We start from the raw sequence: 24390 nt of genomic DNA, 5'->3' as shown, positions 1-24390 counted from the left end.
GCCGCCAATCGCCGCCACCCTGTTTCTGGACGCGCGATCAGAGACCCAGCCAGGCGTCGACACGATCCGGGTTCGCTTCGACCCATTCGCGGGCAACCTCTGCCGGATCCCGGCCCTTGCCGCTGATCTCATAGGCGAACCCGCTCACATCATCCGCCGTCAATGCGAAATTCGCGAAGAAATCAGCAATCGCCGGAGAGCGCTCTGGCAGCGTGTTGGACCATGCAATCTGTACGTTCTTGAGGGCGTCCTTGGTCGCAACGCTGGATTTGTTGTACCAGTCCGGATCATCAGATGGCTGGACCATCACGTATTTTGCCGGGTCAAATGGCGGCTCGGTCAACATCTGGACGTCGAACATGTACCAGACCGCATGCGGCTTATAGCAATAGAAGGCGTACCCTTCACCCTTGGCTATGCTGTCCTTGATCCGCGCGGTCTTCACACTTTCCTCGGCACGGATCGGCTCGATGAAATCAAGCAGGCCGTAATCGCGGGTTTTGACTTCGTTCACATTGGCCGAAGCCCAACCCGGCGCGCCAATCCACATTTCACCTTTGCCATTGCCGTCACTGTCCATCAATGCGGCTACATCCGGGCGACCCAGATCAGCGATGTCGGTGATGTTGTTGGCTTCACCAAAGTCTTTGCTGACGCAAAAGCCCTGATTGCCCTCGTAGGGGTTCGACGACAAGGTAACGGTGCCGGCTTCGTCCACATATTTCTTGGTGAAACTTTCCTGGTTGGGCAGCCAAACATCGGGATGCACATCGATATCGCCCTTGCCCTGATCCATCGCCTGAAAGATCGTGGCGTTGTTGCCGGGCACATATTCCACTTTGCCACCGATGCGCATTTCCACGACCGCGCCCAGCAGATGGGCAATGGCCTGTGCGCCGGTCCAGGATGGCACGCCGATTTTCACCTCTTCGGCTGCGAATGCAGGCATGGCGCAGACGCTGACCGCAGCAGCCATCCCCAGCGTTTTTAGATTGGTTCTCATGGTCTTCTCCTCTGTTGAAATGCGCCGTGGTTCGGCGTCGTTTTTTCCGTCGTTCGACTTTCCTATTGCGCAATAGGGTCGTGCCAACTTGCTTTTGGCCGCAACTTCGGACGGAAGGCTGAAAAGAGGACCAACCGCCAGACCCTACCCAGAAGTCTAGAACAGGAACTTTTCCGAGAGCCAATTCGAACATTTCATCAAACTATTCTGTTTCTGCATAGTTCCTGTATGCTTGTTGAAAACGGTCGTTAACAAGCGGGGATACGCATTGGATCTGAATTGGCTACGCGACTTTGAATGCCTCGCCCGGACCTTAAACTTCACCCGTGCGTCGGATGAGCGTAACATCACGCAATCCGCATTCAGTCGCAGAATCAAGGCGTTGGAAAGCTGGGTCGGGCTGCCCTTGGTCAATCGGGCAACCTATCCCGTGCAATTGACCGAGGCCGGCAAACAATTCCTGCCTGTTGCTCAGGCGGCGATTTCACAGCTGTCAGAATCCCGCCAATCCCTGCGGGACGCCGACCGGGGCGACAGTCGGTTCATCCGATTTTCGGTTCTGCATACCATTGCGGTTAATTTTTTGGCAGCCCGCATAGAGGAATTGCAGAAACAGATCCCGGATCTGCGCACGCGCGTCCTGTCCGATTCTCTGAGCACCTGCTGTGATCTTTTGGTCGAAGGCGCGGTGGATATCCTGCTGTGCTACTATCACCATTCTGTCTCGCCCATGATCGACGAAACCGCGTTCGAGCGTAAGGATCTGCTGAAGGATCGTCTGATCCCGGTAGCTGCTATTGAGCCGGTACGGACAATGGGGTGGGATTTATCCAGACAGGATGGCCCGCCGATCCCCTATCTGGCCTATGACCGATCGTCGTTTTTGGGCATGGTCGTCGAAAACACCGTTGACCGGAAACCCCAGAATACCGAGACGATTTATGTCGATAGTCTGGTCGAAACGATCAAGCGACGATTGATGACAGGCAGCGGATTTGCCTGGATGCCCGAAACGGCGATTGCCGAGGAACTTGATCAGGGGGTATTGGTACCGGTCGGTGATGATGCATGGTGCGCGACATTGACGATTTCAGCCTTTTCCAATCCGGCCAGCTTGGATCAGATCGCGTACCAGCTTTGGCAGCGGTTGTGACCGGGCAAAACGATTATGGGCCCAGCGACTGCCGTTGAAAAAGCCCTACGCTAACTCGCATTGCAGCCCGTCTGAGAAAAACTGACGATCGCGCGGACCAGCAGATCGACCGTGTCCACTGCATTGGCGTCGTCCGCGACGCTGTCGGCAATGAGGGAAAACTCGGAGCAAGCGACAAACTGTAAGTCTGCCCCCGACTCGACCAATGCTTTTGAAGACGCGCGCAGCGTTTCGCGCGCCTTGTCGCTTTGGCCGTTGACCTTGAGCGCGCGGATCGCGGCCAGCATCGCGTCGTCATCCGTGGACCAAACGGTCGACAGCCCGCGCGCTTGCAGGGCTGTTTCGAAAAGACAAGTATGGCGCACCGCCGGAGACGCGAGCACACCAACGCACCCACCCTTCCCGAGTGTCCCGGCGGCGTGATCCGCAGCCAGATCAACCATATTCAACAGCGGAACGGTCACGGCATCGGTGATCGCCTTGGCATAGTGATGCGCCGTGTTGCAGGGCATTGCCAGCGCCACGGCGCCGGCATCCTGAAGACGTCGCGCCATCGTCGCCAGTGTCGGCCCCGGATCTTCGCCCGACCCTTCGATCAGATGCGCGATCCGCGATGGCACCTGTGTGTTCATGTCGATCAGAAGCGGAATGTGGTCCCGATCATCGCGCACCGGTACAGCCTCCACCAGCTTGCGCTGGAGGAGGATCGTTGCCTCGGGGCCCATGCCGCCAAGAATGCCGATGGGGCGCAGCATCATTGCTCAGATATTCACCCAGCGGTTTTTGTGATCGAACGCAAAGTCATACCCCGCCAAAGCCGCGGCGCCGCCCGTGTGAAGGAAAACGACCCGCTGGTCTTTGAACTCGCCTTTGCGCGCCAGATCGATCAGGCCCGCCGCGCCCTTGGCCGAGTAGCAGGGATCCAGAAGGATACCTTCCAATTCAGCAAACATCTGGATCGCTTCGATGCCGCTTTCAGTGGGCAGGCCATAGCCTTCACCGACATAGTCGGTATTGGCCATGACATCTTCGCGTTTTACCACGCCTGCGCACCCCAGTTTTTCGGCTGTCTTGCAGGCGAGGTCGTAAACCATCTGTTCCTGCTTTGGCCGAGGTGCCCTTGTCCCGATGCCAAGCACCGGCACCTGCGCATTCATGGCGCACATTCCTGTCACCAAACCTGCCTGCGTACCGGATGAACCGGTTGCATGTACCAGACGGTCAATCCGCAATCCGCTGTCATTGGCCTGCCCCAGCAGTTCAAAGGCCGCGTTTACATAGCCCAGCGCCCCGGTCGGGTTCGAGCCACCGCCGGGAATGACATAGACATTGCGGCCTTCTGCCCGTTTCTTCTCGGCAGCCTTTTCCATTTCGCCCGGCATATCGTGACCTCCGGGAAACTTCTGGGTGGTCGCGCCGTGCAAGTGGTCCAGCAGGACATTGCCGTTTGTATTGTAGTTGCCATCTTGATAGCCGGTGCGATCTTCCAGAAGAATATGGCAATCAAGGCCCAGCTTGGCGGCAAATGCTGCGGTTTGCCGACCGTGGTTGGTTTGTGTGGCACCTTGCGTCATCACCATGTCCGCGCCCTGCGCTTCCGCTTCGGCCATCAGGAATTCCAGCTTGCGTGTCTTGTTGCCGCCGGTTGACATGCCGGTGCAATCGTCGCGTTTGATCCAGATTTCCACACCCAGCTCTTTGGAAAGCCGCTTCATCGGTTCAAGCGGTGTCGGCAGATGGGCGAGGTGAAGGCGGGGGAAGCGGGCGAGATGCATATCACAATTCCTAATATTGATTTTCGTCAATTTACACTTTGAATTACCGCGCTGCTAATTCGAAATTCAGCAAATATGTTGCAACAATTGCATGTTAATCAGGTCTGCGGTATCTGGTACACATGCGCCTGGAATGGATCGATGACATATTGGCCGTGTTGGACAACGGATCGCTGACACGCGCCGCGGAAAAACGGCTGCTGACTCAATCTGCCTTTACCCGTCGCGTGCGGCTCATCGAAGGCAGTATCGGTGCGACCCTGTTTGACCGTCGCCGCAAACCCGTATCCCTGATGCCGGGCGTTCAGGCGTTGGAACCTGAACTGCGCGAGCTGAGTGCGCGCCTGCACAAACTGCGTCACAGTTTGAAAACAGAAAGCGATCAGGCCAGCCAGTCGTTGTCGCTTGTGTGTCAACATGCGCTGACGACAACCGTCTCGCCGAAAGTGGTCCGGATGTTGACCGAAAACAGCGATATCTCGGTTCAGGTGCGATCGGGGAATCAGGACGAGTGTCTGTTGCAGCTGATTTCGAAGGAAGTCGATTTCGCGATCATGTACGCGATCTCGGACGGCAGGGTGCAAAACCTCGAAAATGCGTTTGAGGCAAAGTCGCTTGGTGCTGATACTTTGATCCCGGTATGTGCCCCGGCAATGCGCAGGGAATTGGATGGCAAGACCATTCCCGCGATTGTCTACCCGCCTGATGTCTTTCTTGGGCAGGTGTTTTCCCGATTGATTGCACCGCGTTTGCCCGACAAAACCAGAATCATGGCCAAAGCCGAGACGGCCCTGACTTTGGCAATGCTGCAATATGCCGTGAATGAAATCGGCGTTGCATGGCTACCCCACTCTTTGGTCGCCACGCCGCTTGCTCAGGGGCAGCTTGTAAGCGTTGAAGAAGCTCTGCCTGCACAGGCGCTGACAATAAGAATGGTCCGTTTGGCTGGACCGCAGTCAGAGTACAGTGAACAGATTTGGCAACGTCTCGCAGGGCAGTTGCAAAGCTTTTGGTTGTCGCAGGATCAAAGCAACGAGGCCAACTGAGCAATTTACAGAGAAAGATAGAAACGCCGGGTCTGCCGGTCAGCGTCGGAAGAATACGCAACGGAATAGTGGCAAAACCGAGCTGGATGTATCTAACCTGTGCTGAAAAGACAGCAACAGGGCAGGTCTGCGGGTGTTCAGGAAGATATTGAAAACGGGTCTAGGTGTCGTGGTTCTGGGCATCGTGGGAGTGCTTGGCTATCTGCTGATCGCCCCGCCGGACTTGCTGAAAGTGGGTACGAATTACTCGGCCAAGATCGTCTGTTCGAACGTTTTCATTGCAGGACGTGATCCGGACGAGGTCCTTACGGTGGATGTGCAGGCCCCGGGGCATCCGCTGCTCAAACATGTTTCGATTGAGGTCGATCGACAGGCGCAGACTGTTCACGCGCGGCTCTTTCGGTTCTTCGCGCCCGCCACGTCGCAGTTCCGGCCGGGGTTTGGCTGCACCAACGTCCATGGTACATCCCTGAGTGCGCAGCGGTTTGAAGCCGCCAAGTCCCCGATGTCCGGCCTTTGGCCAACGGGAAACGACGTTGCGCTGTCTGATGATCCCAAAATTCAGGCCGTCTTGTCGGATGACAAGCTGCTTGGCGAAGGATACCGCGCCGTAGTGGTGGTTCAAGGCGGGCGCATCGTGGCCGAACGCTATGCGGAAGGGTTCGACGCCGACACGCCGTTGCTGGGCTGGTCCATGACCAAAACGGTCACAGCGGGGCTGATCGGAACGTTGATCAACGCGGGCCGGATGAATGTATCGGACACCCTCGTCGACAGCTTTCCCGAATGGGCAGAAGACGCAAGGCGAGACATTACTGTTGCGGACATGCTGGCAATGACAAGCGGTCTGCAATGGAATGAAGAGTACGGAGACGTGTCAGACGTGACCAGGATGCTGTATCTCAGCGATGACATGGCCAGTTTCGCTGCTGACCGTGCACTGGAAGCCGGCATTGGAACCGATTTCAACTATTCCTCCGGCACGTCCACCGTGTTGTCCCGGGTGTGGCAGGACAAGCTGCCCGATGGCGGTTTGAGCCATCCTCGGGATGCGCTTTTTGAGCCGCTCGGCATGACTTCGGCGATCATCGAGACAGATGTCGCCGATACATTCATCGGGTCCAGCTATATGTACGCCACAGCCCGTGACTGGGCGAGGTATGGCCAGTTTCTGCTGCAAAAAGGGGTGTGGGATGGCGCACAGATCTTGCCCACAGGTTTTGTGGACTGGATGTTCGAGCCCGTTGCGGCGTCTGACGGGGAATATGCCAAGGGTCATCTTTGGTTGAAGTCGCCGGGCGACCTGCCACCGTTCGAAGATGCGGTTTGGTTGCAAGGGCATGACGGTCAGTCCATCGGAGTTTTCCCGTCGCGTGACATGGTGGTCGTGCGGATGGGGCTTACACCTTCACGGTTGGGCTATTCTTCTTTGCCCTTGGCGAAAGCGCTTATTGCGGCTTTCGGGGGTTAGGGGATCGACATTCCCATCGACGCACCGCCCGACATAGCGGCGGTCATCGCCCGTGGGGCAGGACACCGGGTCGCAGATCGGTGACTTGATTGCTGGCATGATTTGGTATACCGCCGCATACAAATTCAAGGTGCCGGGCTTTTTCGTGACCCGGTGCATCAGCTAAATGGTCGGAACCGTCATGAGCCTTTACACAGAATACCTGAACGAAATCGAGACGCGCAAAGAACAGGGCCTGCACCCCAAACCCATCGAAGACGGTGCCCTTTTGCAGGAAATCATCGGGCAGATCAAAGATGCGGGTCACGCGCAACGCGCCGATTCACTGAACTATTTCATCTACAACACGCTTCCGGGCACAACCAGCGCCGCAGGTGAAAAGGCGCGCTTTCTGAAAGAGATCATCCTGGGTGAGGCAACGGTCGAAGAAATCTCGCAGGATTTCGCGTTTGAATTGCTGTCGCATATGAAGGGCGGCCCGTCGGTGGATGTTCTGCTTGATCTGGCGCTGGGCGACGACGCAGAGATTGCGCAGAAGGCGGCGGCAGTTCTGAAAACACAGGTGTTCCTGTACGACGCAGACACGGACCGGTTGAAAGCGGCGTTTGAGGCCGGGAACCCCGTCGCCAGGGACATTCTGGAAAGCTATGCCAAGGCCGAGTTCTTTACCCGGCTTCCCGACATCGAAGAAGAAATCAAGGTTGTGACCTATGTGGCGGCCGAAGGGGATATTTCGACCGACCTTCTGTCGCCCGGCAATCAGGCGCATTCGCGGTCGGACCGTGAATTGCACGGCAAGTGCATGATCTCACCTGAAGCACAGGCCGAGATTCAGGAATTGCAAAAGCAGCATCCGGACAAGCGTGTCATGCTGGTTGCTGAAAAAGGGACGATGGGCGTTGGATCGTCGCGCATGTCCGGAGTCAACAACGTCGCATTGTGGACCGGAAAGCCAGCCAGCCCCTATGTGCCTTTCGTGAACATCGCACCGGTTGTTGCCGGTACAAACGGGATTTCACCGATCTTTCTGACCACCGTCGGCGTAACCGGCGGGATCGGCATCGACCTCAAGAACTGGGTCAAGAAAGTGGATGCCGACGGCAAGCCGATTCTGAACAATGACGGCAATCCTATCCTCGAGCAGAAATACTCCGTCGAGACCGGAACGGTGCTGACCATCAACACCAAGGACAAAAAGCTGTACAATGATGCAGGCGACAAAGAACTGGTCGATCTGTCATCGTCCTTCACGCCGCAAAAGATCGAATTCATAAAGGCCGGAGGATCTTATGCCATTGTCTTTGGCAAAAAGCTCCAGACATTCGCGGCCGAGACGCTCGGTCTCGAGCTGAAATCCGCTTTCGCACCGTCCAAGGAGATCTCGCATGAAGGGCAGGGCCTGACGGCGGTTGAAAAGATATTCAACAAGAACGCGGTTGGCGTGGCCGAAGGCAAAGTTCTGCATGCGGGCTCGGACGTTCGGGTGAAGGTCAACATCGTCGGTTCGCAGGACACCACCGGTCTGATGACGGCGCAGGAACTGGAAGCCATGGCGGCGACAGTGATATCGCCCACCGTTGACGGCGCCTATCAGTCTGGCTGTCATACAGCTTCGGTTTGGGATTCCAAAGCGCAGGCAAATATCCCGAAACTGATGAAATTCATGAACAACTTTGGCCTGATCACCGCGCGTGACCCCAAAGGTGTTTATCACCCGATGACAGACGTGATTCACAAGGTCTTGAACGACATCACCGTGGATGACTGGGCAATCATCATCGGCGGCGACTCGCATACGCGTATGTCCAAAGGCGTCGCGTTTGGTGCTGACTCGGGTACTGTTGCACTGGCGCTGGCCACCGGCGAAGCCACCATGCCGATTCCGGAATCGGTCAAGGTGACGTTCAAGGGTCAGATGGCGGATCACATGGATTTCCGCGATGTGGTTCACGCCACCCAGGCGCAGATGCTGAAGAAATTCGGTGACAACGTGTTCCAGGGCCGGATCATCGAAGTTCATATCGGAACGTTGCTGGCGGATCAGGCATTCACTTTCACCGACTGGACGGCCGAGATGAAGGCCAAGGCGTCGATCTGCATCTCAGCGGATGACACGTTGATCGAATCTCTGGAAATCGCGAAAAGCCGTATCCAGATCATGATCGACAAAGGAATGGATAACGAGGCCCGGACACTGCAAGGCCTGATCGACAAGGCCGATGCGCGGATCGCGGAAATCAAGTCGGGTGAAAAGCCTGCCCTGAAACCGGATGAAAACGCCAGGTACTTTGCCGAGCTGGTGGTTGACCTGGATGAGATCAGCGAACCCATGATCGCCGACCCGGATGTCAATAACGCCGATGTATCCAAGCGTTACACCCACGATACGATCCGGCCGGTTTCCCACTACAAGGGGGAAAAGAAGGTCGATCTGGGATTTGTTGGATCGTGCATGGTGCACAAGGGCGATCTGGTCATCGTCTCGCAGATGCTGAAAAACATCGAGCAGGAGAAGGGCACGGTAGAGTTCAAGGCCCCGCTGGTCGTTGCTGCGCCCACCTACAACATCATCGATGAGCTGAAGGAAGAAGGCGAGTGGAGCATTCTTCAGAAGTATTCAGGCTTTGAATTCGACGATCTGTTCCCAAAGAGCAAAGCGCGGACGGAATACGAGAACATCCTGTATCTGGAGCGTCCGGGATGTAACCTCTGCATGGGCAACCAGGAGAAAGCCGCAAAGGGCGATACTGTCCTGGCCACGTCCACACGCCTGTTCCAGGGGCGTGTTGTTGAGGATGCGGCGGACAAGAAAGGTGAATCCCTGCTGGCATCGACCCCGGTGGTGGTGCTGTCGGCTGTTTTGGGCCGGATGCCGACCGCCGAGGAATACAAGTCGGCCGTGAAGGGTATCGACCTGACCAAATTTGCGCCTCCGATGGAAAAGCCCGCAGGCACGAAGTCAGCGCATTTCTGAACGCAAGGCACTTCATTGATTGCCCGGTCACCCCTGAAGGTGGCCGGGCGATTGAATCCGAATGCGTTCAGGCCTGGTTGCAGCGCGTGCCGCGATGACTCTGACCCAAAGGCGCGGCATGGGGATGCCCCGAACCTTTCGCACGGCTTCGCGTGGACCACATGAAAAATCATGGAAAATCCATGTCCCACGGTCATAAGGTCGCTGTTTGGCGTCAGGCTGACAGCTCTTTATACATGTAAGTTGTGGGTTCCAATTTGGTTTCGAACGGGTTCCGGCAGTAGTTCGGAATTTCCCCGGCGATCTGAAACCCAAGGTCCAGATAGAGCAATCGAGAAGGGTCGGTGCTGCGGGTATCAAGAACCAGCATCGTGCGTTCCAACTCTGTCGTTCGTTGAAAGAGGGCTTGCATCAAGGCGCGGCCAAAACCGCGCCGTCTGGCGTTCGGGTGCACCAGAAGTTTCGCGACATCGGCGCGATGCGGCTGATTGGGCATGGTCGCGGGGATCAGTTGCACCGTGCCCTGAATGCGCCCGTTGTCGTGGAGGACAAACAGCTCCAATGCAGCGGATTTCAGTCCGGGCCGAACTTTTTGCAGCCAGTAGTTTCGTGCGTCACCCTCGGTAAACGGAAGGACAAAGCCGATGCTGGCCCCGTCATGCACACAGCCGTGGAGGATTTCCGCCAGATCATCTACTGCCGCGCTGAAATCGGGATCGGTCAGACGCGAGATCATATCAGCACCAAGAGATAACGCGCACCGCGAGATGCGCCGGTTTCGAACCGGGTCGGGCCCGACAGGTGATAGCGCAGGCTATCTCCGGCGCTCAGCGCATGGGGTGTTCCGTCAACAGTCAGTGTCAGTGCGCCGTCGATCAGGACCAGATGGTGTTCCTGCCCGGACTTGGGCGGCGCTTCGTAAGTGATGACCGTGTCGCGCGGCAGGTGGCATTCCACGACCTCGGCGTTCAGGCCGTTTGCAGGGGGTGAAACTGCACGGCGGGTAAAGCCAGTTTCGGGATCGCGCCATTCGGTCTGGCGTTCAAACGGCACTTTGGGGTCAAAGCTGTCTTCGACCATCATCAAAAGCCGGGAAATCGGCAGGCCATAAGCGGCACAGAGGCGGCCAAGATTCTCAGCGGTGGGGCTGACCTCTCCTTTCTCCATGCGGGACAGCGTGGCGCGGCTGATTCCGCTGTGAGCAGCCAGTTGATCCAGCGACCATCCGCGCCCGTGGCGGAGATCGTTCAAACGAACGGCAAGGCGGTTTGAGAGGTTGTCGAGCATGGATCACAAACGAGAGGAGTTTTCATTTACGGGAAAAGTACAAAAGAAATATGGTTGTGTAAATGAAAAAGGGCACGGAAACTCCGCACCCTTCGTAAGCCTCTGACGATGTGGCGGATTACTTCCAGCCGACTTCGTTGAAGATTTTCTGTGCTTCCGGGATGTTCTTTGCGACCTCAGACAGGTTCACGTCGTCAGCTTTGAACTCACCCAGTGCCTTTACCGATTCCGCCAGTTCAACACTCTGTACTGCCGGGAATTCGTCATTGCCCGCCGAGAAGTACTTCTGCGCCTGATCGCTTGCCAGATACTCCAGGAACAGGATTGCGTTTTCCTTGTTCGGCGCATGTGCCGCGACGCCACCGCCCGACAGGTTCATATGCGCACCATAGCTGTCCTGATTGGGGAAGACCCAGCCGATCTTGTCGAGGTCAGAGGACAGGCCTTTGACGTCTTTGCGGATAGCCCGCGCATAGTAGTAGGTGTTCGATACAGCGATATCGCATTCACCCGAAACGATGCCACGCAACTGGTCGGTGTCACCGCCCTGCGGGTCTCGGGCCATGTTGGCGACAACGCCTTCGGCCCAGGATTTTGCAGCTTCGGCGCCTTCATGTGTGATGATCGAAGCGAGCAGGGTCTGGTTGTAGGTGTTGGTCGAGGACCGGATGCAGATCAGGCCCTTGTATTCCGGCTTGGCCAGGTCCGCGTAAGTGGCCGGCGGATTGGCAACGTTTTCCTTGTTGTAAAAGATGATCCGACCGCGCTGTGAAAAGCCGAACCATTGGTTGTCTTCGTCCTGAAGGTTGGCGGGGATGCGCTCTTCCAGGGTTTCGCTGTCGATTGCTTGCAGAATGCCCGCATCTTTGGCACGCGCCAGGCGAGACGTGTCGACCGTCAGCATGACGTCTGCCGGAGAGTTCGCGCCTTCGGCTTCCATACGCGCGATCAATTCATCCGCCTTGCCTTCGATCCGGTTGATCTTGATTCCGGTCGCTTCTTCGAAATCGGTGTAGAGGCGTTCGTCGGTGTCATAGTGGCGCGACGAATATAGGTTCAGTTCGCCTTCGGCGGCGGCCGATCCGGCGATCAGGGCCGACAGGGCGGCGGCGATAAAGCGGGTGGTTTTCATCTGTGTATGTCCCGGTTGTCGATTCTCATGAGCGGGAATTTCCCGACTGATTTGCTCAATTAAAGGAATTCGAGCGGGATGCAAGGAAATCTGACAAAAATACTTGGTAAAAAATGCCGCAGCGGCAGCAGGGGCCGTATCATTTGTTAACGATGTCGGGGTCAGTTGGTAGGGCGCCGTCGGAAACCGGCAAGCGCGCAGGTGTCGGGTCGGTTGGGTGCAAATGAAGGAAGGGCTGTCGAATTGGTCGAAGTATTGCTGGATGCCGTGACGCTGCTGTAGCTTCTCGGGCTGGTCGCGGGTCCGGTCTGGATTTGCGTCAAGCAGCCCGGCTTTCCGTCCGGGTTCACCTGGAGCTTCGTGGTCGTCGTCGGTCTGACCATCCTGTTTTCGTGGTGGCGCGACTACGCGCTTGATCTGGAGTTGCTTGCAATGGGTGTGGATCTTGACGGTTTCACGACCGATGAGCGGATGCGCGGTGTTGCGCCACACTTGCGGGACCAGGCCGAGCGCATGGTCTTTTCCCCCGAACGATTGGGCGTCGGCTGGCCGATAAAGGCAGGGTTCGCCCTGTTCGTTTCAGTCCCCTACGCGATGGCGGTCTGTTGCATCATCTGGCTGCTGCGGGCGATGCGCAGGCGGGGCCGCGGGACGGGTAGGCACAAAAAAAAACCGCGCCCGAAGGCGCGGCTCTTTAAAGCGATGTTTCGCCGTTCTCAGCCCTGGCGAGCTTTGAACTTGCGCTGCGTCTTGTTGATAACGTAGACGCGGCCTTTGCGACGCACAACACGGCAGTCGCGGTGCCGATTCTTGAGCGAGCGGAGCGAGTTCTTGACCTTCATGGTCTGTCTCCAATCTGCGGCGCCTTCATCAAGGACGTGGCCAGCGCCTGGGTTACTCGGGTGTCCCGGATCTCCGGAACAGTGAAATCATGGTGGGCGGTACAAGGATCGAACTTGTGACCCCTTCGATGTCAACGAAGTGCTCTACCGCTGAGCTAACCGCCCACTTTCCCTTTGCGTGATCAGCCCCATAACGAAATGGGGCGCGGAACCCCGCGCCGGTGGAGGGGTCTATAAAAGGAGTCGCAAAAGGGTTCAAGGGGTTTGGCAGAACTATTTTCCGGTCTATGTTGATTGCGAAGATGGAGGGATCATGCAGAACGCAGCCTTTGTATTGGATATGCCGGAAAACCGCAGTTCATGCGTGGTTTTTTCATCTCCGCATAGCGGGCGGAATTATCCCGAAGCGTTTCTGAAGCGGTCCGTTCTGAACCAAAGTGTGATTCGATCCTCGGAAGACGCATTTGTCGATCAATTGTTTGCGGCAGCAGCCGAGAATGGCGCGCCTTTGATCAAAGCGACCATGCCGCGCGCCTATCTGGACCTGAATCGCAGTCTGGACGAACTGGACCCGGCGTTGATCAGCGGTGCCCGCAGGCATGGGCACAACCCCAGGGTCGCATCAGGGCTGGGTGTGATTCCCCGCGTTGTGGCCAATGGACGAGCAATCTACAGCGGCAAGCTGACCATGGACGAGGCGCGGCTGCGTATCGACACCTACTGGCGACCCTATCATGCACGGTTGAAATCCCTTCTGGCCGAATCACATGAGAAATTCGGCCAGGCCATACTGGTGGATTGCCACTCGATGCCGCATGAGGCGGTCGCCATGGCCGGTACGATCCGAAACAAACGGCCCGAGATCGTGCTGGGTGATCGGTTCGGTGCTTCGGCCTCGCCCGAAATCGTGGACCTCATCGAATCGGCGTTTGCTGCGGCAGGTCTGAATGTGGTGCGCAATGCCCCGTTTGCCGGGGCCTATGTGACGCAGACTTACGGCCGACCCACCCGCCAGCAACACGCGATCCAGATTGAAATCGACCGGGCCTTGTACATGGACGAAGAAAAGATTGCGCCGAACGCCAATTTCATGACGTTTTCGAAACTCCTCCGACAGGTGGTGCGCGACATATCCAAAATCGGTTCAAAACCTCTCCGTCTGGCAGCGGAATGAAGCTAGCGCAAAGCGCGGCCCTTCACGATTGCTTCCGGGCCGAACCTCTGGCGGATTTGGTCGGTGGCGCGCTCGGCCTGTGATCTGCGGACCGCGTCGGGGTCAAGCAGGTCGCCGGAAATGTCGGCCTGATCCGCCGGGCACAAGTCAGACAGCCCACACCCCAACAGGCGGTACGGCCCCTGATCCCCCACCTGATCGAAAAGCCCTTTTGCGGTGCGATAAATCCTGTCCGCGATCTGCGTTGCGTCCCGCAATGACACGCGCCGCGTCAGAACTTTGTGGTTGGCTTTCTTCAGCTTCAGCGTAACGACCCGGCCAGCCAGATCCTTGGCCTTGGCCCGGTCCGAGACCTTCAGGGCCATGCGCCACAAATGTCCGTCCAGAACGTCAATATTGGCGGTGTCCTCGAAAAACGTGGTCTCATTGCTGATGGATTTCATCGGCTCATGGGCTGAAACGCGCCGTTTGTCCTGACCCCGTGCCAAATGCCACAGGCGATACCCCATCGAGCCGAAACGCGCAGTCAGAGCCTCCTGATCCCAACGCAGCAAGTCGTTGAAGGTTCGAATCCCCGCACGGTCCAGCGATTCCTGCGCGGCGGGGCCAATCCCCCAGATCAACCGTACGGGTTTGTCATTCAGAAACTCTGCCGTCTCGGCCTTGCCAATCACCGAAAACCCGCGGGGCTTGTCGAGATCCGAGGCAACCTTGGCCAGAAACTTGTTGTGACTCAGCCCGATGGATCCGGTCACACCCAGTTCATCTTTCATGCGTTTGACGAGGCGCGCCAACATGGCGGCCGGGGGGGCTCCGTGCAGGCGTTCGGTGCCGGACAGGTCCATGAAAGCTTCGTCCAGGGACAGGGGTTCGACCACCGGTGTCAGTTCGTCCATCATGGCGCGGATGTCCCGTGACACCTGGGCATACACGGACATGCGTGGTTTGATCACGACGGCATCGGGGCATAATTGCAGCGCTTTGAACATGGGCATGGCGGATCGCACACCGCGAATTCGGGCCACGTAGCATGCCGTGGAAACGACGCCGCGTTTGCCGCCGCCGATGATGACAGGCTTGTCTGCCAGTTCCGGATTGTCCCGCTTTTCCACCGAAGCATAAAAAGCATCGCAATCCATATGAGCGATGGACAGGTCAAAGAGTTCGGGATGAGACTTTATCCTGGGGCTGCCGCAGGCCGTGCAGCGCCGTTCGTTTGTCAAATGGGTCAGGCAATCTCGGCAAAGACCGGGCATCTGCGTCCTCGTGTGTTCCGCAGTTGTCTTGGGGGTCCTTTATATCATCCAGTGATATCGATCAAAGATCATTCAGAGAAAAGAACCCCCCGCGCTTCGCGGGGGGGAAGTAACGAACCTCAGGAAGAATAGGTTCGTTGGGGAGTAAATCCCCTTAAGAATCGCCAAGATTTTCGGGCTGAGATAGGGTAAAGCGCGCTTTTGAAAAACTCGCTTTTTGAATGTGTGTTTTCTGGCACAGGGACGATTTGGCGCGGATTCGCGAAAAATTGACGTAAGGTCAAGCTGTTGTGGCGGTATTTCAGCATGAATCCCTGCTGAAACGATGACCCTGCTCATCACGTTTTCAGAGAATTTAGCTCGGTCAAAACGGCTGCGGCCGCGGATTTCGGATCTTCGGCCTGATAAATGGGGCGGCCAACTACGATGTGATCCGCTCCGTCCTGGATGGCGCTGGCCGGTGTGGCCACACGTTTTTGATCGCCCAGGGCCGCGCCTGCCGGACGCACGCCGGGGGTTACGATCAGTCGGCCCGTCGCCTGGGGCAGGGCGCGGATCAGGGCGGCCTCCTGCGGGCTGGCGATCACGCCGTCGGCCCCGGCCTCGAAGGCGTGGGCGGCGCGTTCCACCACCATGTCCTGAACGTCACCGGCCTTCATCATGCCGGCATCCAGATCGTCGCGGTTCAGCGAGGTCAGGATGGTCACCGCAAGGATCTTCAGATCCTTGCCCGCCGCCCCTTCCTTGGCAGCACGCACCACATGCGGGTCGCCATGCACGGTCAGGAAATCCAGATCGAACTGCGCCAGCCCTCGCACTGCGTTTTCCACCGTGTTGCCGATGTCGAACAGCTTCATGTCCAGAAAGATGCGCTTGCCGTGTTCCTGCTTGAGCTCATTGGCCAGTGCCAGCCCGCCGCCTGTCAGCATGCCCAGGCCGATCTTGTAGAACGAAACGGCGTCGCCCAGCGTCTCGGCCAGCTTCAGCCCTTCCAGTGCGTTGGGGACGTCGAGGGCGACGATCAGGCGGTCATCGGCGGTTTGGGGCATTGGTTCGACCTTTCAGGCTTGACGGGATCGGCGCTTCTGTAGAGCGTGTGGCGCATTGAGACAAGAAAAGACGCAGGAAAATACGGGATGATACGGTTGGGTGTGGTGGCCTCGGCGGCTGTTTTGGCCGGGGCGGGCGCGGTCTGGGCCGGTGAAACGGATTGCGGCGAGGCCCGACTGGTCTGGGCGGACGTCAAGGACAGCGGGTCGGCGACGGCCATCGAGAGTTTTGCACAGATCTACGCCGATTGCCCGATCTATTCGCAGCTGGCGCGCGACCTGCTGGTGGGGTTGACCGGCGAGGCCCCTGCGCCTGCAAAGGCCGACGCCCCCAAGGAACCACAACGGCGCCTGCGGGTCTCCGACCTGCGCCCCCGGCCGGAACCCGCCCCCGATGATCCGCCGCAAGAACCCGACTTTTCGGACGGAGAGTATGAGTGCCTGACGGCTGCCGCCGCCCCGGGCCAGTCGCCTTACTTCGACGGGGTGAAATGGGCCGACATGGACGCCGAGAATGCGATGGCGATCTGCGCCGATCTGCTGTTGAAAGATCAGGATGTCGATGCCGAGGTCGTGGCCGCGTTCGGCCGGGCTCTGATGAAGGGCGGCAAGCTGGAAATGGCGCTCGAGTTTTCGGAACTGGCCGCGATGGAGGGCAGCGGGCTGGCGATGAACACGCTCGCCTCGCTCTATAATGATGGCGAGATCGTTCCCGAGGACGCCGAGACCGCGTTTGCCTGGTACATGGCCGCTGCCGAAACCGGTCTGCCGATGGGGATGCACAACGTCGCGTATGGCTACGAAAACGGGAAAGGTGTTGCGCCCGACATCGACAAGGCGCTGTACTATTATCAAAAGGCCGCGTTCTTCGGATATGAGCCGTCTCTGCTGCATCTAGGCGTAATCTATCGCGAAGGCACGCATGTCACGCGCGATATGCAGCGCGCGGTCGACTATCTGAAGATGGCGGCCCGAAACGGCAGCGCCGATGCCGCGGCGCGTCTGGGCTATATCTACGAGATCGGCGAGAACGGCTATACCAAGGACATCGAACAGGCGCTGGATTATTATTTCCAGGCGGCCAAGCAGAACAATGTCGTGGCGCTGCGCAATCTCGGGTCTTTGACCTATCACGGGCGGGATGGTGTGCCCCAGGACACGGAAGCGGCCCTGTTGTTCTGGGGCAGGGCCGCAAAGCTCGGCGATATGAAATCGCAGCGCAAATTCGGCCGGTTGCTCTATGAAACCGGCGATGTCGAAGAGGCGCTGAGGTTTCTTCGCCTCGCGGCCGAGCAGGGCGATGACGAGGCGCAACAACTGATCCGGCAGATCGAAGGCGATTGAGACCCGAGGCCGGGGGACATGGTTTCCCCGCACTGTCTCAACTGTGCTATGGTGCGGCCATTCTGAATCGGAATTGCACCAAGGGGACAGACCATGAAGCACCTCATTCCGCTGGCTGCGGCAGCGGCCATAGCGGCCTGCACCGACACGCCGCCGACCGCACCCGAGACCGGTGCCGCACCGGCCCCCACCAATGACGACCTTTACCTCGTAGGCGGTTATCGGTCCGAGGATGACTGGTGCCAGTTGACCGGCGAAACCGCCTTTACAGTCAATTTCCTTGACCACACCGCCGACCTTGTATCCTGCCCCACGGGCAGCGCCGCCGCGCAGTCGCTGGTCGAGACGAACGACGCCCAGCAGGTGGCCGAAACCGGCGGCTACACCGTCTATACGATTCCGCGTGGTTGAGGCGTTTTTTCACTCTCTAGCCTCTTGAAGCTGCGGAGAAGTTTCCCAGATTGAGGTCAAGGCCCGGACCACTGCGTGCTGCCAAGCGGGCGCAAATCCACGGGGCGCTTGGAAAAGGAGAATATCATGGACTTGAACAAGTTCACCGAACGGGCACGGGGGTTCGTGCAGGCGGCGCAGACCATTGCGCTGCGCGAGGGGCACCAGAGGCTGGAGCCCACACATATACTCAAGGCATTGATGGATGACGATCAGGGGCTGGCAAGCAATCTGATCACACGCGCGGGCGGCGCGCCGGACCGCGTGGTTGAGGCGCTCGACGCTGCAATGGGCAAGATCCCGAAAGTCAGCGGCGATGCGAGCCAGATTTACATGGACGGCCAGACTGCCAAGGTTTTGGACGAGGCCGAGAAGATCGCCACCAAAGCGGGCGACAGCTTTGTGCCTGTCGAACGCGTGTTGATGGCGCTGTGCATGGTCAAATCCAAAGCCAAAGAGGCGCTGGAAGCCGGTGCCGTGTCTGCGCAAAAACTCAACGAAGCCATCAACGACATCCGCAAAGGTCGCACTGCTGACACCGCAACGGCGGAAGAGGGCTATGATGCGCTCAAGAAATATGCCCGCGACCTGACCGAGGCTGCGCGCGAAGGCAAGATCGACCCGATCATCGGCCGCGACGAGGAAATCCGCCGCGCGATGCAGGTCCTGTCGCGCCGCACCAAGAACAACCCGGTTCTGATCGGTGAACCCGGCGTCGGTAAAACCGCGATTGCCGAGGGCATGGCCCTGCGCATCGTCAACGGCGACGTACCGGAATCGCTGAAGGACAAGAAGCTGCTTGCGCTCGACATGGGTGCGCTGATTGCCGGTGCGAAATACCGTGGTGAATTCGAAGAACGCCTCAAGGCCGTTCTGACCGAGGTCACCGAGGCCGCCGGTGAGATCATCCTGTTCATCGACGAGATGCACACGCTGGTTGGTGCGGGTAAATCCGACGGTGCCATGGATGCTGCCAACCTGATCAAGCCTGCGCTTGCTCGGGGTGAGCTGCATTGTATCGGCGCGACCACGTTGGACGAGTACCGCAAATACGTCGAAAAAGACGCGGCCCTTGCGCGCCGGTTCCAGCCGGTGATGGTTCAGGAACCGACGGTCGAGGACACGATCAGCATTCTGCGCGGTATCAAAGAGAAGTACGAGCTGCACCACGGAGTCCGTATTTCGGATTCGGCGCTGGTGTCGGCCGCGACCCTGTCGCACCGCTATATCACCGACCGCTTCCTGCCCGACAAGGCCATCGACCTTGTCGACGAGGCGGCCGCGCGTCTGCGCATGGAGGTGGACTCCAAGCCTGAAGAACTGGACCAGTTGGATCGTCAGATCCTTCAGATGCAGATCGAGGAAGAGGCGTTGAAGCGGGAAGACGATGCGGCATCGAAGGATCGCCTGGAAACCTTGCAGAAGGATCTTGCCGAACTTCAGGAAAAATCCGCCGAGATGACCGCGCAGTGGCAGGCCGAACGCGACAAGCTGGCGGGCGCGCGGGAGTTGAAGGAACAGCTCGACAAGGCGCGGGCTGATCTGGAAATCGCCAAGCGCGAAGGCAACCTCGCCAAGGCGGGTGAGCTGTCCTATGGCATCATCCCCGAGCTTGAGAAAAAGCTGTCCGAGGCCGAGAATGCCGAAAGCAACGCCATGATGGCCGAGGAAACGGTGCGTCCGGAACAGATCGCCAGCGTTGTCGAACGCTGGACGGGCATCCCGACCGCAAAAATGCTCGAAGGCGAACGCGACAAGCTGCTGCGCATGGAAGAAGCGCTGCACGCCCGCGTGGTCGGCCAGGACGAGGCCGTTACAGCTGTGGCCAACGCCGTGCGCCGGGCCCGCGCCGGTCTGAATGATGAAGGGCGGCCGCTGGGTTCGTTCCTGTTCCTTGGGCCAACCGGTGTCGGTAAGACCGAGCTGACCAAAGCCGTCGCCGAATATCTGTTCGACGATGAAAACGCGATGGTGCGGATCGACATGTCGGAATTCATGGAGAAACACGCGGTTGCCCGTCTGATCGGTGCCCCTCCGGGTTATGTCGGCTATGACGAAGGCGGTGTGCTGACCGAAGCCGTGCGGCGCAGGCCCTATCAGGTCGTGCTGTTCGACGAGGTCGAAAAGGCGCACCCGGATGTGTTCAACGTGCTGTTGCAGGTTCTGGACGATGGCGTTCTGACCGATGGTCAGGGCCGCACCGTGGACTTCAAGCAGACGCTGATCATCCTGACGTCGAACCTCGGGTCTCAGGCGCTCAGCCAATTGCCTGAGGGTGCCGATAGTGCGCAGGCCAAGCATGACGTGATGGATGCCGTTCGAGCCCATTTCCGGCCCGAATTCCTGAACCGTCTGGACGAAACGATCATCTTCGACCGGCTGAAACGGTCGGATATGGCTGCGATTGTTGACATCCAGCTGGGTCGTCTTCTCAAACGCCTGGCCGCGCGCAAGATCGACTTGGTACTGGACGATGCCGCCAAGGAATGGCTGGCCAATGAAGGCTATGACCCGGTCTTCGGTGCCCGCCCGCTGAAACGCGTCATCCAGCGCGCCTTGCAGAACCCGTTGGCCGAAGCTCTGCTGGCCGGTGAGGTCAAGGACGGCGAGACTGTTCCAGTGACCGCCGGGCCCGATGGCCTGATCATCGGTGACCGGTTGGGAACTTCAGAACGACCCCGCCCGGATGATGCCGTGGTGCATTGATCTGAAACCGTGAACTGAAAGGCCCGCCATAAAGGCGGGCCTTTTTCATGTCGGCTTTCCATAGCCTTTGTTCAGATAATCACTGAGGACCTTCATCCAGACCTGCGCTTTCTCCATTGGAAACTGGGCCGTGAACCTCAGCTTCACAATACAATTGTCCACGACGCCGACTGCCAGAAGTTCGGACAGGCCATCCGATGCCTTGGCCTCGGCCCGATACGGCAACACCTGCGACGGATCACGCAACTGATAGGCGTTGATTTCGCCAAGCTCGGCACCGCGCCGCGCAGCTATTGCAGCGATATCGCGTGCAGCTTGCCTGAAGCTTTCAAGGGCCATTTCGGATGAGACGTCCCTTTGTTGATGGTCATAGAAGAAAACCGTGATCTTGGAGGACGGGTCTGCGAAAGTGGCGGAATAGCCGAGGCCCGGATGGCTGTCTTCATAAACTTCCGACCCGATCTGGTTCAGATCGCTCAGGACCTGCGGCGCGCGCTCAAACAGCTTTTTGCACGATTGAACATCAGCCAATGCCGGTCCGCACAGCAAAGACAGAGAAACAACAAGTGGTCTGAGCAACATGGAGGCAGGGTGTCCCGAACAGATCAAGAATGCACGAAGTCTTGGTCTGCAACTGTGGCGGAGTTTTGGCCCTGCCGAAAAAATGGCCGGGCGGGCGTTGGTCAGCCGCCCGGGCATTCGTCAGATCAACGCAAAGATCCGGGCCGGCCCGCCGGTGCCCCCTTGGTGCTTGGGTGCGCCGATCACCAGCGTTGCACCCGACGCAGGCACGCGATCCAGCCCAGCCAGACATTCGATCCCGAACCGGCCTGACGGCAACCACGCGTAATGCGTCGCGAAATCTGCGGACATGCCGTGATCAAGAGACAGGGTATCGACGGCAATTGATCGCGCTCCGGTCTCTTCCATCAGCATCTGCGCGGCTTCAACGTGGAAGCCCGGGTAATGCTGCGCTTCGCCGTCGAAATTGCGGAACTCATCCGTGGCGGTTTTGCCTGCCCATCCGGAGTGCATCGCCACGCAGGCACCATCAGGGATATCGCCATTGGCCGCAATCCAGGCTTTCAGATCGTCCGGGGTGACGCGCGTGTCAGCATCCTCGGCCGCTCGGGCGGCGATGTCCACGACGCATAAGGGGGCGACCAGATCCGTGACGGGGATTTCATCAACCGACGTCCCATCCGCCGAGAAGTGAAGCGGCGCATCGATATGCGTGCCCGTATGTTCGTTGATTGACAGGTTGAACAGATTGAAGCCGTGATCAGCAAAGTTGAATGCTTGCTCGGCGGAAATGCCGGGTTCGCCGCCCCATGTCGGGAAATCCGGGCTCAGCGTATGGGTCATATCCTCGACACCGCCATGCCCGGCCGCCAATGCTGCCGGCGCGACGGCCCCGGTTGCGGCTGCTGCAACACCCGAAGCGGCGGCAGCTTTGAAGAACCCGCGACGAGACAGCATCTTGTCTTTGACGGCATTCATTACGCAGATATCACACATTTTTCTTCCTCCCATTGCGGCCAAAAGGCTGCAATCGCAGCCTTGCCTCGCGTTCGGCTTGGCGTGGCGTCCGTATGACAGAGTGCAGCCTTGCGCCCGCAGTTGTAAAGTTTTGTGCCCGTGTTCTGACGGTAATCCACGAAAACCGCGGTTTTCCGCCGGGCTCCAAAAGTTCTCGGGTCTATGGTTTCCGGTGCTGAAAACGTTACTCGAATGCTCAGTCACACCGGAACGTTACAATCACGTCGCTCAATCGTTACGCCTGTTTCCGTGGCTCTGTGCTATCAGCGCACTACGTCACCACTGACTGTTGCACATGACGGAGACCCATATGGCGCATCGCTGGACCAACACTTTGACACATGCCGACGTCACCCCCCGGGCGGCGTTTCTCAACCGGAGGCAGGTTATGGCCGGGCTGGCAGGTGTCGGCCTGACTGCGATGGCCAAACCGGCGGCAGCACAGGATGGGTTGGAGCCGAACACGTGGGAAGAGATCACCACGTACAACAACTACTATGAGTTCGGGACTGGAAAAGATGACCCGGCGAAATATGCTCATACGCTGGTGACCGAACCCTGGAGCGTCACGATTGACGGTCTGGTCGACCGTCCCGGTGACTATGATTTTCAGGCCATCCTGTCAGAGATGACGATAGAGAAGCGGATATACCGCTTCCGCTGTGTTGAGGCTTGGTCGATGGTAATTCCGTGGAACGGATTTGAGCTGGCCGACCTTCTCAATATGGCGGGCGTGCAAGACGGTGCGAAATATGTTGCTTTTGAGACGGCCTATCGCCCGGACGAGATGCCGGGAACGCGGTATCCCGTTCTTGATTGGCCGTACCGAGAGGGCCTGCGCCTGGACGAGGCGATGCACCCTCTGACGATCATGGCAACCGGAATTTACGACCGCCCGATTCCCAACCAGAACGGCGCGCCTTTGCGTCTGGTCGTTCCTTGGAAATACGGCTTCAAATCGATCAAGTCGATCGTTCGGATCACGCTCACCAAGGATGAACCGCCCACCAGCTGGAACATGTCCAATCCACGCGAATACGGGTTCTACAGCAATGTGAATCCCAACGTGGACCATCCACGCTGGTCTCAGGCTTCCGAACGCGAGATCGGGGGCGGGCTTTTCGCGTCACGTAAGCCGACCCTGATGTTCAACGGCTATGAACAAGAGGTCGCCAGTCTTTACGAGGGCATGGATCTGGCCAAGAACTATTAGAATCATGCAGTCGATTAACCAGACACTCCGCCGTATTCCGGTATGGGCGATATATCTGCTGGGGGCGTTGCCCGCGCCCTGGCTGTTTTATCTTGGCCTGACCGGTGGTCTGGGGGTCGAACCGATTGAGGCGTTGGAGCACAGATATGGGGAACTGGCCCTTCAGTTGCTGATTGCCGGTCTGGCGGTCACACCCCTGCGCCGGCATGTCGGTCTCAACCTGATGAAGTTTCGCCGAGCGATCGGGGTGCTCACGTTTGTATACGTCGCGTTGCATCTTCTAGTGTGGCTGGTTCTGGATGTGCAGCTTCCCAGCCAGATCTGGGCGGATATCCTGAAACGCCCATACATAACGGTCGGCATGACGGCGTTCCTTCTTCTGCTTCCGCTGGCGTTGACTTCCAACAACTGGTCCGTGCGCCGACTGGGACCGCGCTGGCGCAAGCTGCACCGCCTTGTATACGCGGCAGCACTGTTGGGGGCGATGCATTACCTCTTGCTGGCAAAAGGGTTTCAGATCGAGCCGCTTGTTTACCTGGCTACCATCATCGCCCTGCTTGCCCTGCGCCTGCCGATTCCCAACCTGTCTTTGTGGTCCAACAGGGCCGATTCCGCCTGACTCGGAGGTGAGTCTGTGGGTAATCATGTGCATAACGCGCTGAACCGGGAATTCTGACCTGCCTTTACATGGTTGGCGGCGGCAGCACGCTTGATTGACTTGAGTTAAGTATCTGTAATTATTTTATAAATGAACTTTTCAAGAATTTCTTCTGTTTTTGTGTATTTTCCACTTGCGGGTTTTGTTGGTTATACTTAGAACCCCCTTCACCGGCGCTGCTGAGGCGGTGCTGATGGGTCGGATAGCTGGCCTGACGGACTGGAAAGACGGTTGAGACGCCCGGGAGAGACCGGGGGCATCTGAGGTTAGGATTTAGGCGGGCGCGCTGAGGGATTGGCGCAACGGTCTGGTTTTTGG

Annotated in this window: 22 protein-coding genes and 1 tRNA gene; 10 read left to right on the top strand and 13 right to left on the bottom strand. The window is 58.2% G+C overall.

The features are described from left to right. Positions 1 to 37: 37 nt before the first annotated feature. Positions 38 to 1003, bottom strand: a complete 966-nt coding sequence (locus tag AC2FFD_RS11400; protein WP_425079331.1) for an ABC transporter substrate-binding protein — start codon at positions 1001 to 1003, stop codon at positions 38 to 40. A 268-nt stretch (positions 1004 to 1271) separates the two neighbouring features. On the opposite strand from AC2FFD_RS11400, the gene AC2FFD_RS11395 reads away from it, so the two are divergent. Then, positions 1272 to 2156: a LysR family transcriptional regulator gene (locus AC2FFD_RS11395; RefSeq protein WP_496873107.1), complete on the top strand. Its 885-nt coding sequence runs from the start codon at positions 1272 to 1274 to the stop codon at positions 2154 to 2156. Positions 2157 to 2206: 50 nt separating this feature from the next. Here the strand turns inward: AC2FFD_RS11395 and cuyB are convergent, their stop codons facing one another. Continuing rightward, a complete protein-coding gene (cuyB, locus tag AC2FFD_RS11390) occupies positions 2207 to 2914 on the bottom strand; it encodes a cysteate racemase (RefSeq protein ID WP_496873106.1) in 708 nt (235 codons plus the stop codon). A 3-nt stretch (positions 2915 to 2917) separates the two neighbouring features. Further along, positions 2918 to 3931, bottom strand: coding sequence for a D-cysteate sulfo-lyase (cuyA, locus tag AC2FFD_RS11385; protein WP_480685713.1), 1014 nt, complete (start codon positions 3929 to 3931; stop codon positions 2918 to 2920). 122 nt (positions 3932 to 4053) lie between these two features. On the opposite strand from cuyA, the gene AC2FFD_RS11380 reads away from it, so the two are divergent. The 3 genes from AC2FFD_RS11380 to AC2FFD_RS11370 all read left to right on the top strand — a co-directional run bounded on the left by AC2FFD_RS11380 (position 4054) and on the right by AC2FFD_RS11370 (position 9422). After that, positions 4054 to 4977 (top strand): LysR family transcriptional regulator, encoded by a 924-nt coding sequence (locus AC2FFD_RS11380; RefSeq protein WP_496873105.1) that lies wholly within the window; start codon positions 4054 to 4056, stop codon positions 4975 to 4977. Positions 4978 to 5110: 133 nt separating this feature from the next. After that, positions 5111 to 6448 carry a serine hydrolase domain-containing protein gene (locus AC2FFD_RS11375; protein WP_496873104.1) on the top strand — a complete coding sequence of 446 codons (1338 nt, stop codon included), beginning with the start codon at positions 5111 to 5113 and terminating at the stop codon, positions 6446 to 6448. A gap of 181 nt (positions 6449 to 6629) precedes the next feature. Next, a complete protein-coding gene (locus AC2FFD_RS11370; RefSeq protein ID WP_496873103.1) occupies positions 6630 to 9422 on the top strand; it encodes a bifunctional aconitate hydratase 2/2-methylisocitrate dehydratase in 2793 nt (930 codons plus the stop codon). Between the two features lie 214 nt (positions 9423 to 9636). Here AC2FFD_RS11370 and AC2FFD_RS11365 read toward each other — a convergent pair whose 3' ends face one another. The 5 genes from AC2FFD_RS11365 to AC2FFD_RS11345 form a co-directional block, all read right to left on the bottom strand. Continuing rightward, a complete protein-coding gene (locus AC2FFD_RS11365; RefSeq protein WP_170347379.1) occupies positions 9637 to 10158 on the bottom strand; it encodes a GNAT family N-acetyltransferase in 522 nt (173 codons plus the stop codon). Beyond that, positions 10155 to 10709: a helix-turn-helix domain-containing protein gene (locus AC2FFD_RS11360; protein ID WP_496873102.1), complete on the bottom strand. Its 555-nt coding sequence runs from the start codon at positions 10707 to 10709 to the stop codon at positions 10155 to 10157. Before AC2FFD_RS11360 ends, AC2FFD_RS11365 begins: the two co-directional genes overlap by 4 nt. Before the next feature lie 118 nt (positions 10710 to 10827). Next, entirely contained in the window at positions 10828 to 11841 is a 1014-nt protein-coding gene (locus AC2FFD_RS11355; protein ID WP_257599869.1) for a Fe(3+) ABC transporter substrate-binding protein, read from the bottom strand. A gap of 716 nt (positions 11842 to 12557) precedes the next feature. Continuing rightward, entirely contained in the window at positions 12558 to 12683 is a 126-nt protein-coding gene (ykgO, locus tag AC2FFD_RS11350) for a type B 50S ribosomal protein L36 (protein WP_005648635.1), read from the bottom strand. A gap of 90 nt (positions 12684 to 12773) precedes the next feature. Beyond that, positions 12774 to 12848, bottom strand: a tRNA-Val gene (locus tag AC2FFD_RS11345). Positions 12849 to 12996: 148 nt separating this feature from the next. Between AC2FFD_RS11345 and AC2FFD_RS11340 the strand changes: the two genes are divergently transcribed. Continuing rightward, complete coding sequence (locus AC2FFD_RS11340) at positions 12997 to 13857, top strand: N-formylglutamate amidohydrolase (protein ID WP_170347375.1); 861 nt, start codon at positions 12997 to 12999, stop codon at positions 13855 to 13857. A 2-nt stretch (positions 13858 to 13859) separates the two neighbouring features. On the opposite strand, the gene AC2FFD_RS11335 is transcribed toward AC2FFD_RS11340, so the two are convergent. Beyond that, positions 13860 to 15113: a DNA polymerase IV gene (locus AC2FFD_RS11335; protein WP_170347374.1), complete on the bottom strand. Its 1254-nt coding sequence runs from the start codon at positions 15111 to 15113 to the stop codon at positions 13860 to 13862. A 338-nt stretch (positions 15114 to 15451) separates the two neighbouring features. After that, positions 15452 to 16162, bottom strand: a complete 711-nt coding sequence (gene pyrF, locus AC2FFD_RS11330; RefSeq protein ID WP_170347373.1) for an orotidine-5'-phosphate decarboxylase — start codon at positions 16160 to 16162, stop codon at positions 15452 to 15454. A gap of 87 nt (positions 16163 to 16249) precedes the next feature. On the opposite strand from pyrF, the gene AC2FFD_RS11325 reads away from it, so the two are divergent. From AC2FFD_RS11325 to clpB, 3 genes are all read left to right on the top strand, one after another. Continuing rightward, complete coding sequence (locus tag AC2FFD_RS11325; protein WP_496873101.1) at positions 16250 to 17506, top strand: tetratricopeptide repeat protein; 1257 nt, start codon at positions 16250 to 16252, stop codon at positions 17504 to 17506. Between the two features lie 93 nt (positions 17507 to 17599). Continuing rightward, the gene (locus AC2FFD_RS11320; protein ID WP_170347371.1) at positions 17600 to 17917 is read left to right on the top strand and encodes a hypothetical protein; all 318 of its coding nucleotides are present in this window, start codon (positions 17600 to 17602) and stop codon (positions 17915 to 17917) included. A 126-nt stretch (positions 17918 to 18043) separates the two neighbouring features. Further along, positions 18044 to 20662 carry an ATP-dependent chaperone ClpB gene (clpB, locus tag AC2FFD_RS11315; protein ID WP_496873100.1) on the top strand — a complete coding sequence of 873 codons (2619 nt, stop codon included), beginning with the start codon at positions 18044 to 18046 and terminating at the stop codon, positions 20660 to 20662. Positions 20663 to 20707: 45 nt separating this feature from the next. On the opposite strand, the gene AC2FFD_RS11310 is transcribed toward clpB, so the two are convergent. Both AC2FFD_RS11310 and AC2FFD_RS11305 read right to left on the bottom strand, forming a co-directional pair. Continuing rightward, on the bottom strand, positions 20708 to 21193 hold the full coding sequence (locus tag AC2FFD_RS11310) for a hypothetical protein (protein WP_257599875.1): 486 nt from the start codon (positions 21191 to 21193) through the stop codon (positions 20708 to 20710). A gap of 171 nt (positions 21194 to 21364) precedes the next feature. Next, positions 21365 to 22180 (bottom strand): cyclase family protein, encoded by an 816-nt coding sequence (locus tag AC2FFD_RS11305; RefSeq protein ID WP_171364160.1) that lies wholly within the window; start codon positions 22178 to 22180, stop codon positions 21365 to 21367. Between the two features lie 331 nt (positions 22181 to 22511). Between AC2FFD_RS11305 and msrP the strand changes: the two genes are divergently transcribed. After that, positions 22512 to 23414: a protein-methionine-sulfoxide reductase catalytic subunit MsrP gene (msrP, locus tag AC2FFD_RS11300; protein ID WP_257600893.1), complete on the top strand. Its 903-nt coding sequence runs from the start codon at positions 22512 to 22514 to the stop codon at positions 23412 to 23414. Between the two features lie 4 nt (positions 23415 to 23418). Beyond that, on the top strand, positions 23419 to 24033 hold the full coding sequence (msrQ, locus tag AC2FFD_RS11295) for a protein-methionine-sulfoxide reductase heme-binding subunit MsrQ (RefSeq protein ID WP_170347367.1): 615 nt from the start codon (positions 23419 to 23421) through the stop codon (positions 24031 to 24033). A gap of 118 nt (positions 24034 to 24151) precedes the next feature. On the opposite strand, the gene AC2FFD_RS11290 is transcribed toward msrQ, so the two are convergent. Beyond that, positions 24152 to 24390: hypothetical protein (locus AC2FFD_RS11290; RefSeq protein ID WP_496873099.1), on the bottom strand; the 239-nt coding region annotated here is incomplete at its 5' end.

It is taken from the genome of Ruegeria sp. YTSC002 (genome assembly GCF_059609845.1).
The sequence above is the reverse complement of the archived record's forward strand: the minus strand, read 5'-3'. Positions and strand labels throughout refer to the sequence as shown.

Coding starts and splice junctions, on each gene's coding strand:
- AC2FFD_RS11325 (WP_496873101.1), top strand. CDS start 16,250: ATGATACGGTTGGGTGTGGTGGCCTCGGCGGCTGTTTTGGCCGGGGCG.
- AC2FFD_RS11400 (WP_425079331.1), bottom strand. CDS start 1,003: ATGAGAACCAATCTAAAAACGCTGGGGATGGCTGCTGCGGTCAGCGTC.
- AC2FFD_RS11320 (WP_170347371.1), top strand. CDS start 17,600: ATGAAGCACCTCATTCCGCTGGCTGCGGCAGCGGCCATAGCGGCCTGC.
- AC2FFD_RS11305 (WP_171364160.1), bottom strand. CDS start 22,180: ATGTGTGATATCTGCGTAATGAATGCCGTCAAAGACAAGATGCTGTCT.
- pyrF (WP_170347373.1), bottom strand. CDS start 16,162: ATGCCCCAAACCGCCGATGACCGCCTGATCGTCGCCCTCGACGTCCCC.
- ykgO (WP_005648635.1), bottom strand. CDS start 12,683: ATGAAGGTCAAGAACTCGCTCCGCTCGCTCAAGAATCGGCACCGCGAC.
- AC2FFD_RS11340 (WP_170347375.1), top strand. CDS start 12,997: ATGCAGAACGCAGCCTTTGTATTGGATATGCCGGAAAACCGCAGTTCA.
- AC2FFD_RS11360 (WP_496873102.1), bottom strand. CDS start 10,709: ATGCTCGACAACCTCTCAAACCGCCTTGCCGTTCGTTTGAACGATCTC.
- AC2FFD_RS11380 (WP_496873105.1), top strand. CDS start 4,054: ATGCGCCTGGAATGGATCGATGACATATTGGCCGTGTTGGACAACGGA.
- cuyA (WP_480685713.1), bottom strand. CDS start 3,931: ATGCATCTCGCCCGCTTCCCCCGCCTTCACCTCGCCCATCTGCCGACA.
- msrQ (WP_170347367.1), top strand. CDS start 23,419: ATGCAGTCGATTAACCAGACACTCCGCCGTATTCCGGTATGGGCGATA.
- clpB (WP_496873100.1), top strand. CDS start 18,044: ATGGACTTGAACAAGTTCACCGAACGGGCACGGGGGTTCGTGCAGGCG.
- AC2FFD_RS11335 (WP_170347374.1), bottom strand. CDS start 15,113: ATGCCCGGTCTTTGCCGAGATTGCCTGACCCATTTGACAAACGAACGG.
- cuyB (WP_496873106.1), bottom strand. CDS start 2,914: ATGATGCTGCGCCCCATCGGCATTCTTGGCGGCATGGGCCCCGAGGCA.
- AC2FFD_RS11370 (WP_496873103.1), top strand. CDS start 6,630: ATGAGCCTTTACACAGAATACCTGAACGAAATCGAGACGCGCAAAGAA.
- AC2FFD_RS11365 (WP_170347379.1), bottom strand. CDS start 10,158: ATGATCTCGCGTCTGACCGATCCCGATTTCAGCGCGGCAGTAGATGAT.
- AC2FFD_RS11355 (WP_257599869.1), bottom strand. CDS start 11,841: ATGAAAACCACCCGCTTTATCGCCGCCGCCCTGTCGGCCCTGATCGCC.
- msrP (WP_257600893.1), top strand. CDS start 22,512: ATGGCGCATCGCTGGACCAACACTTTGACACATGCCGACGTCACCCCC.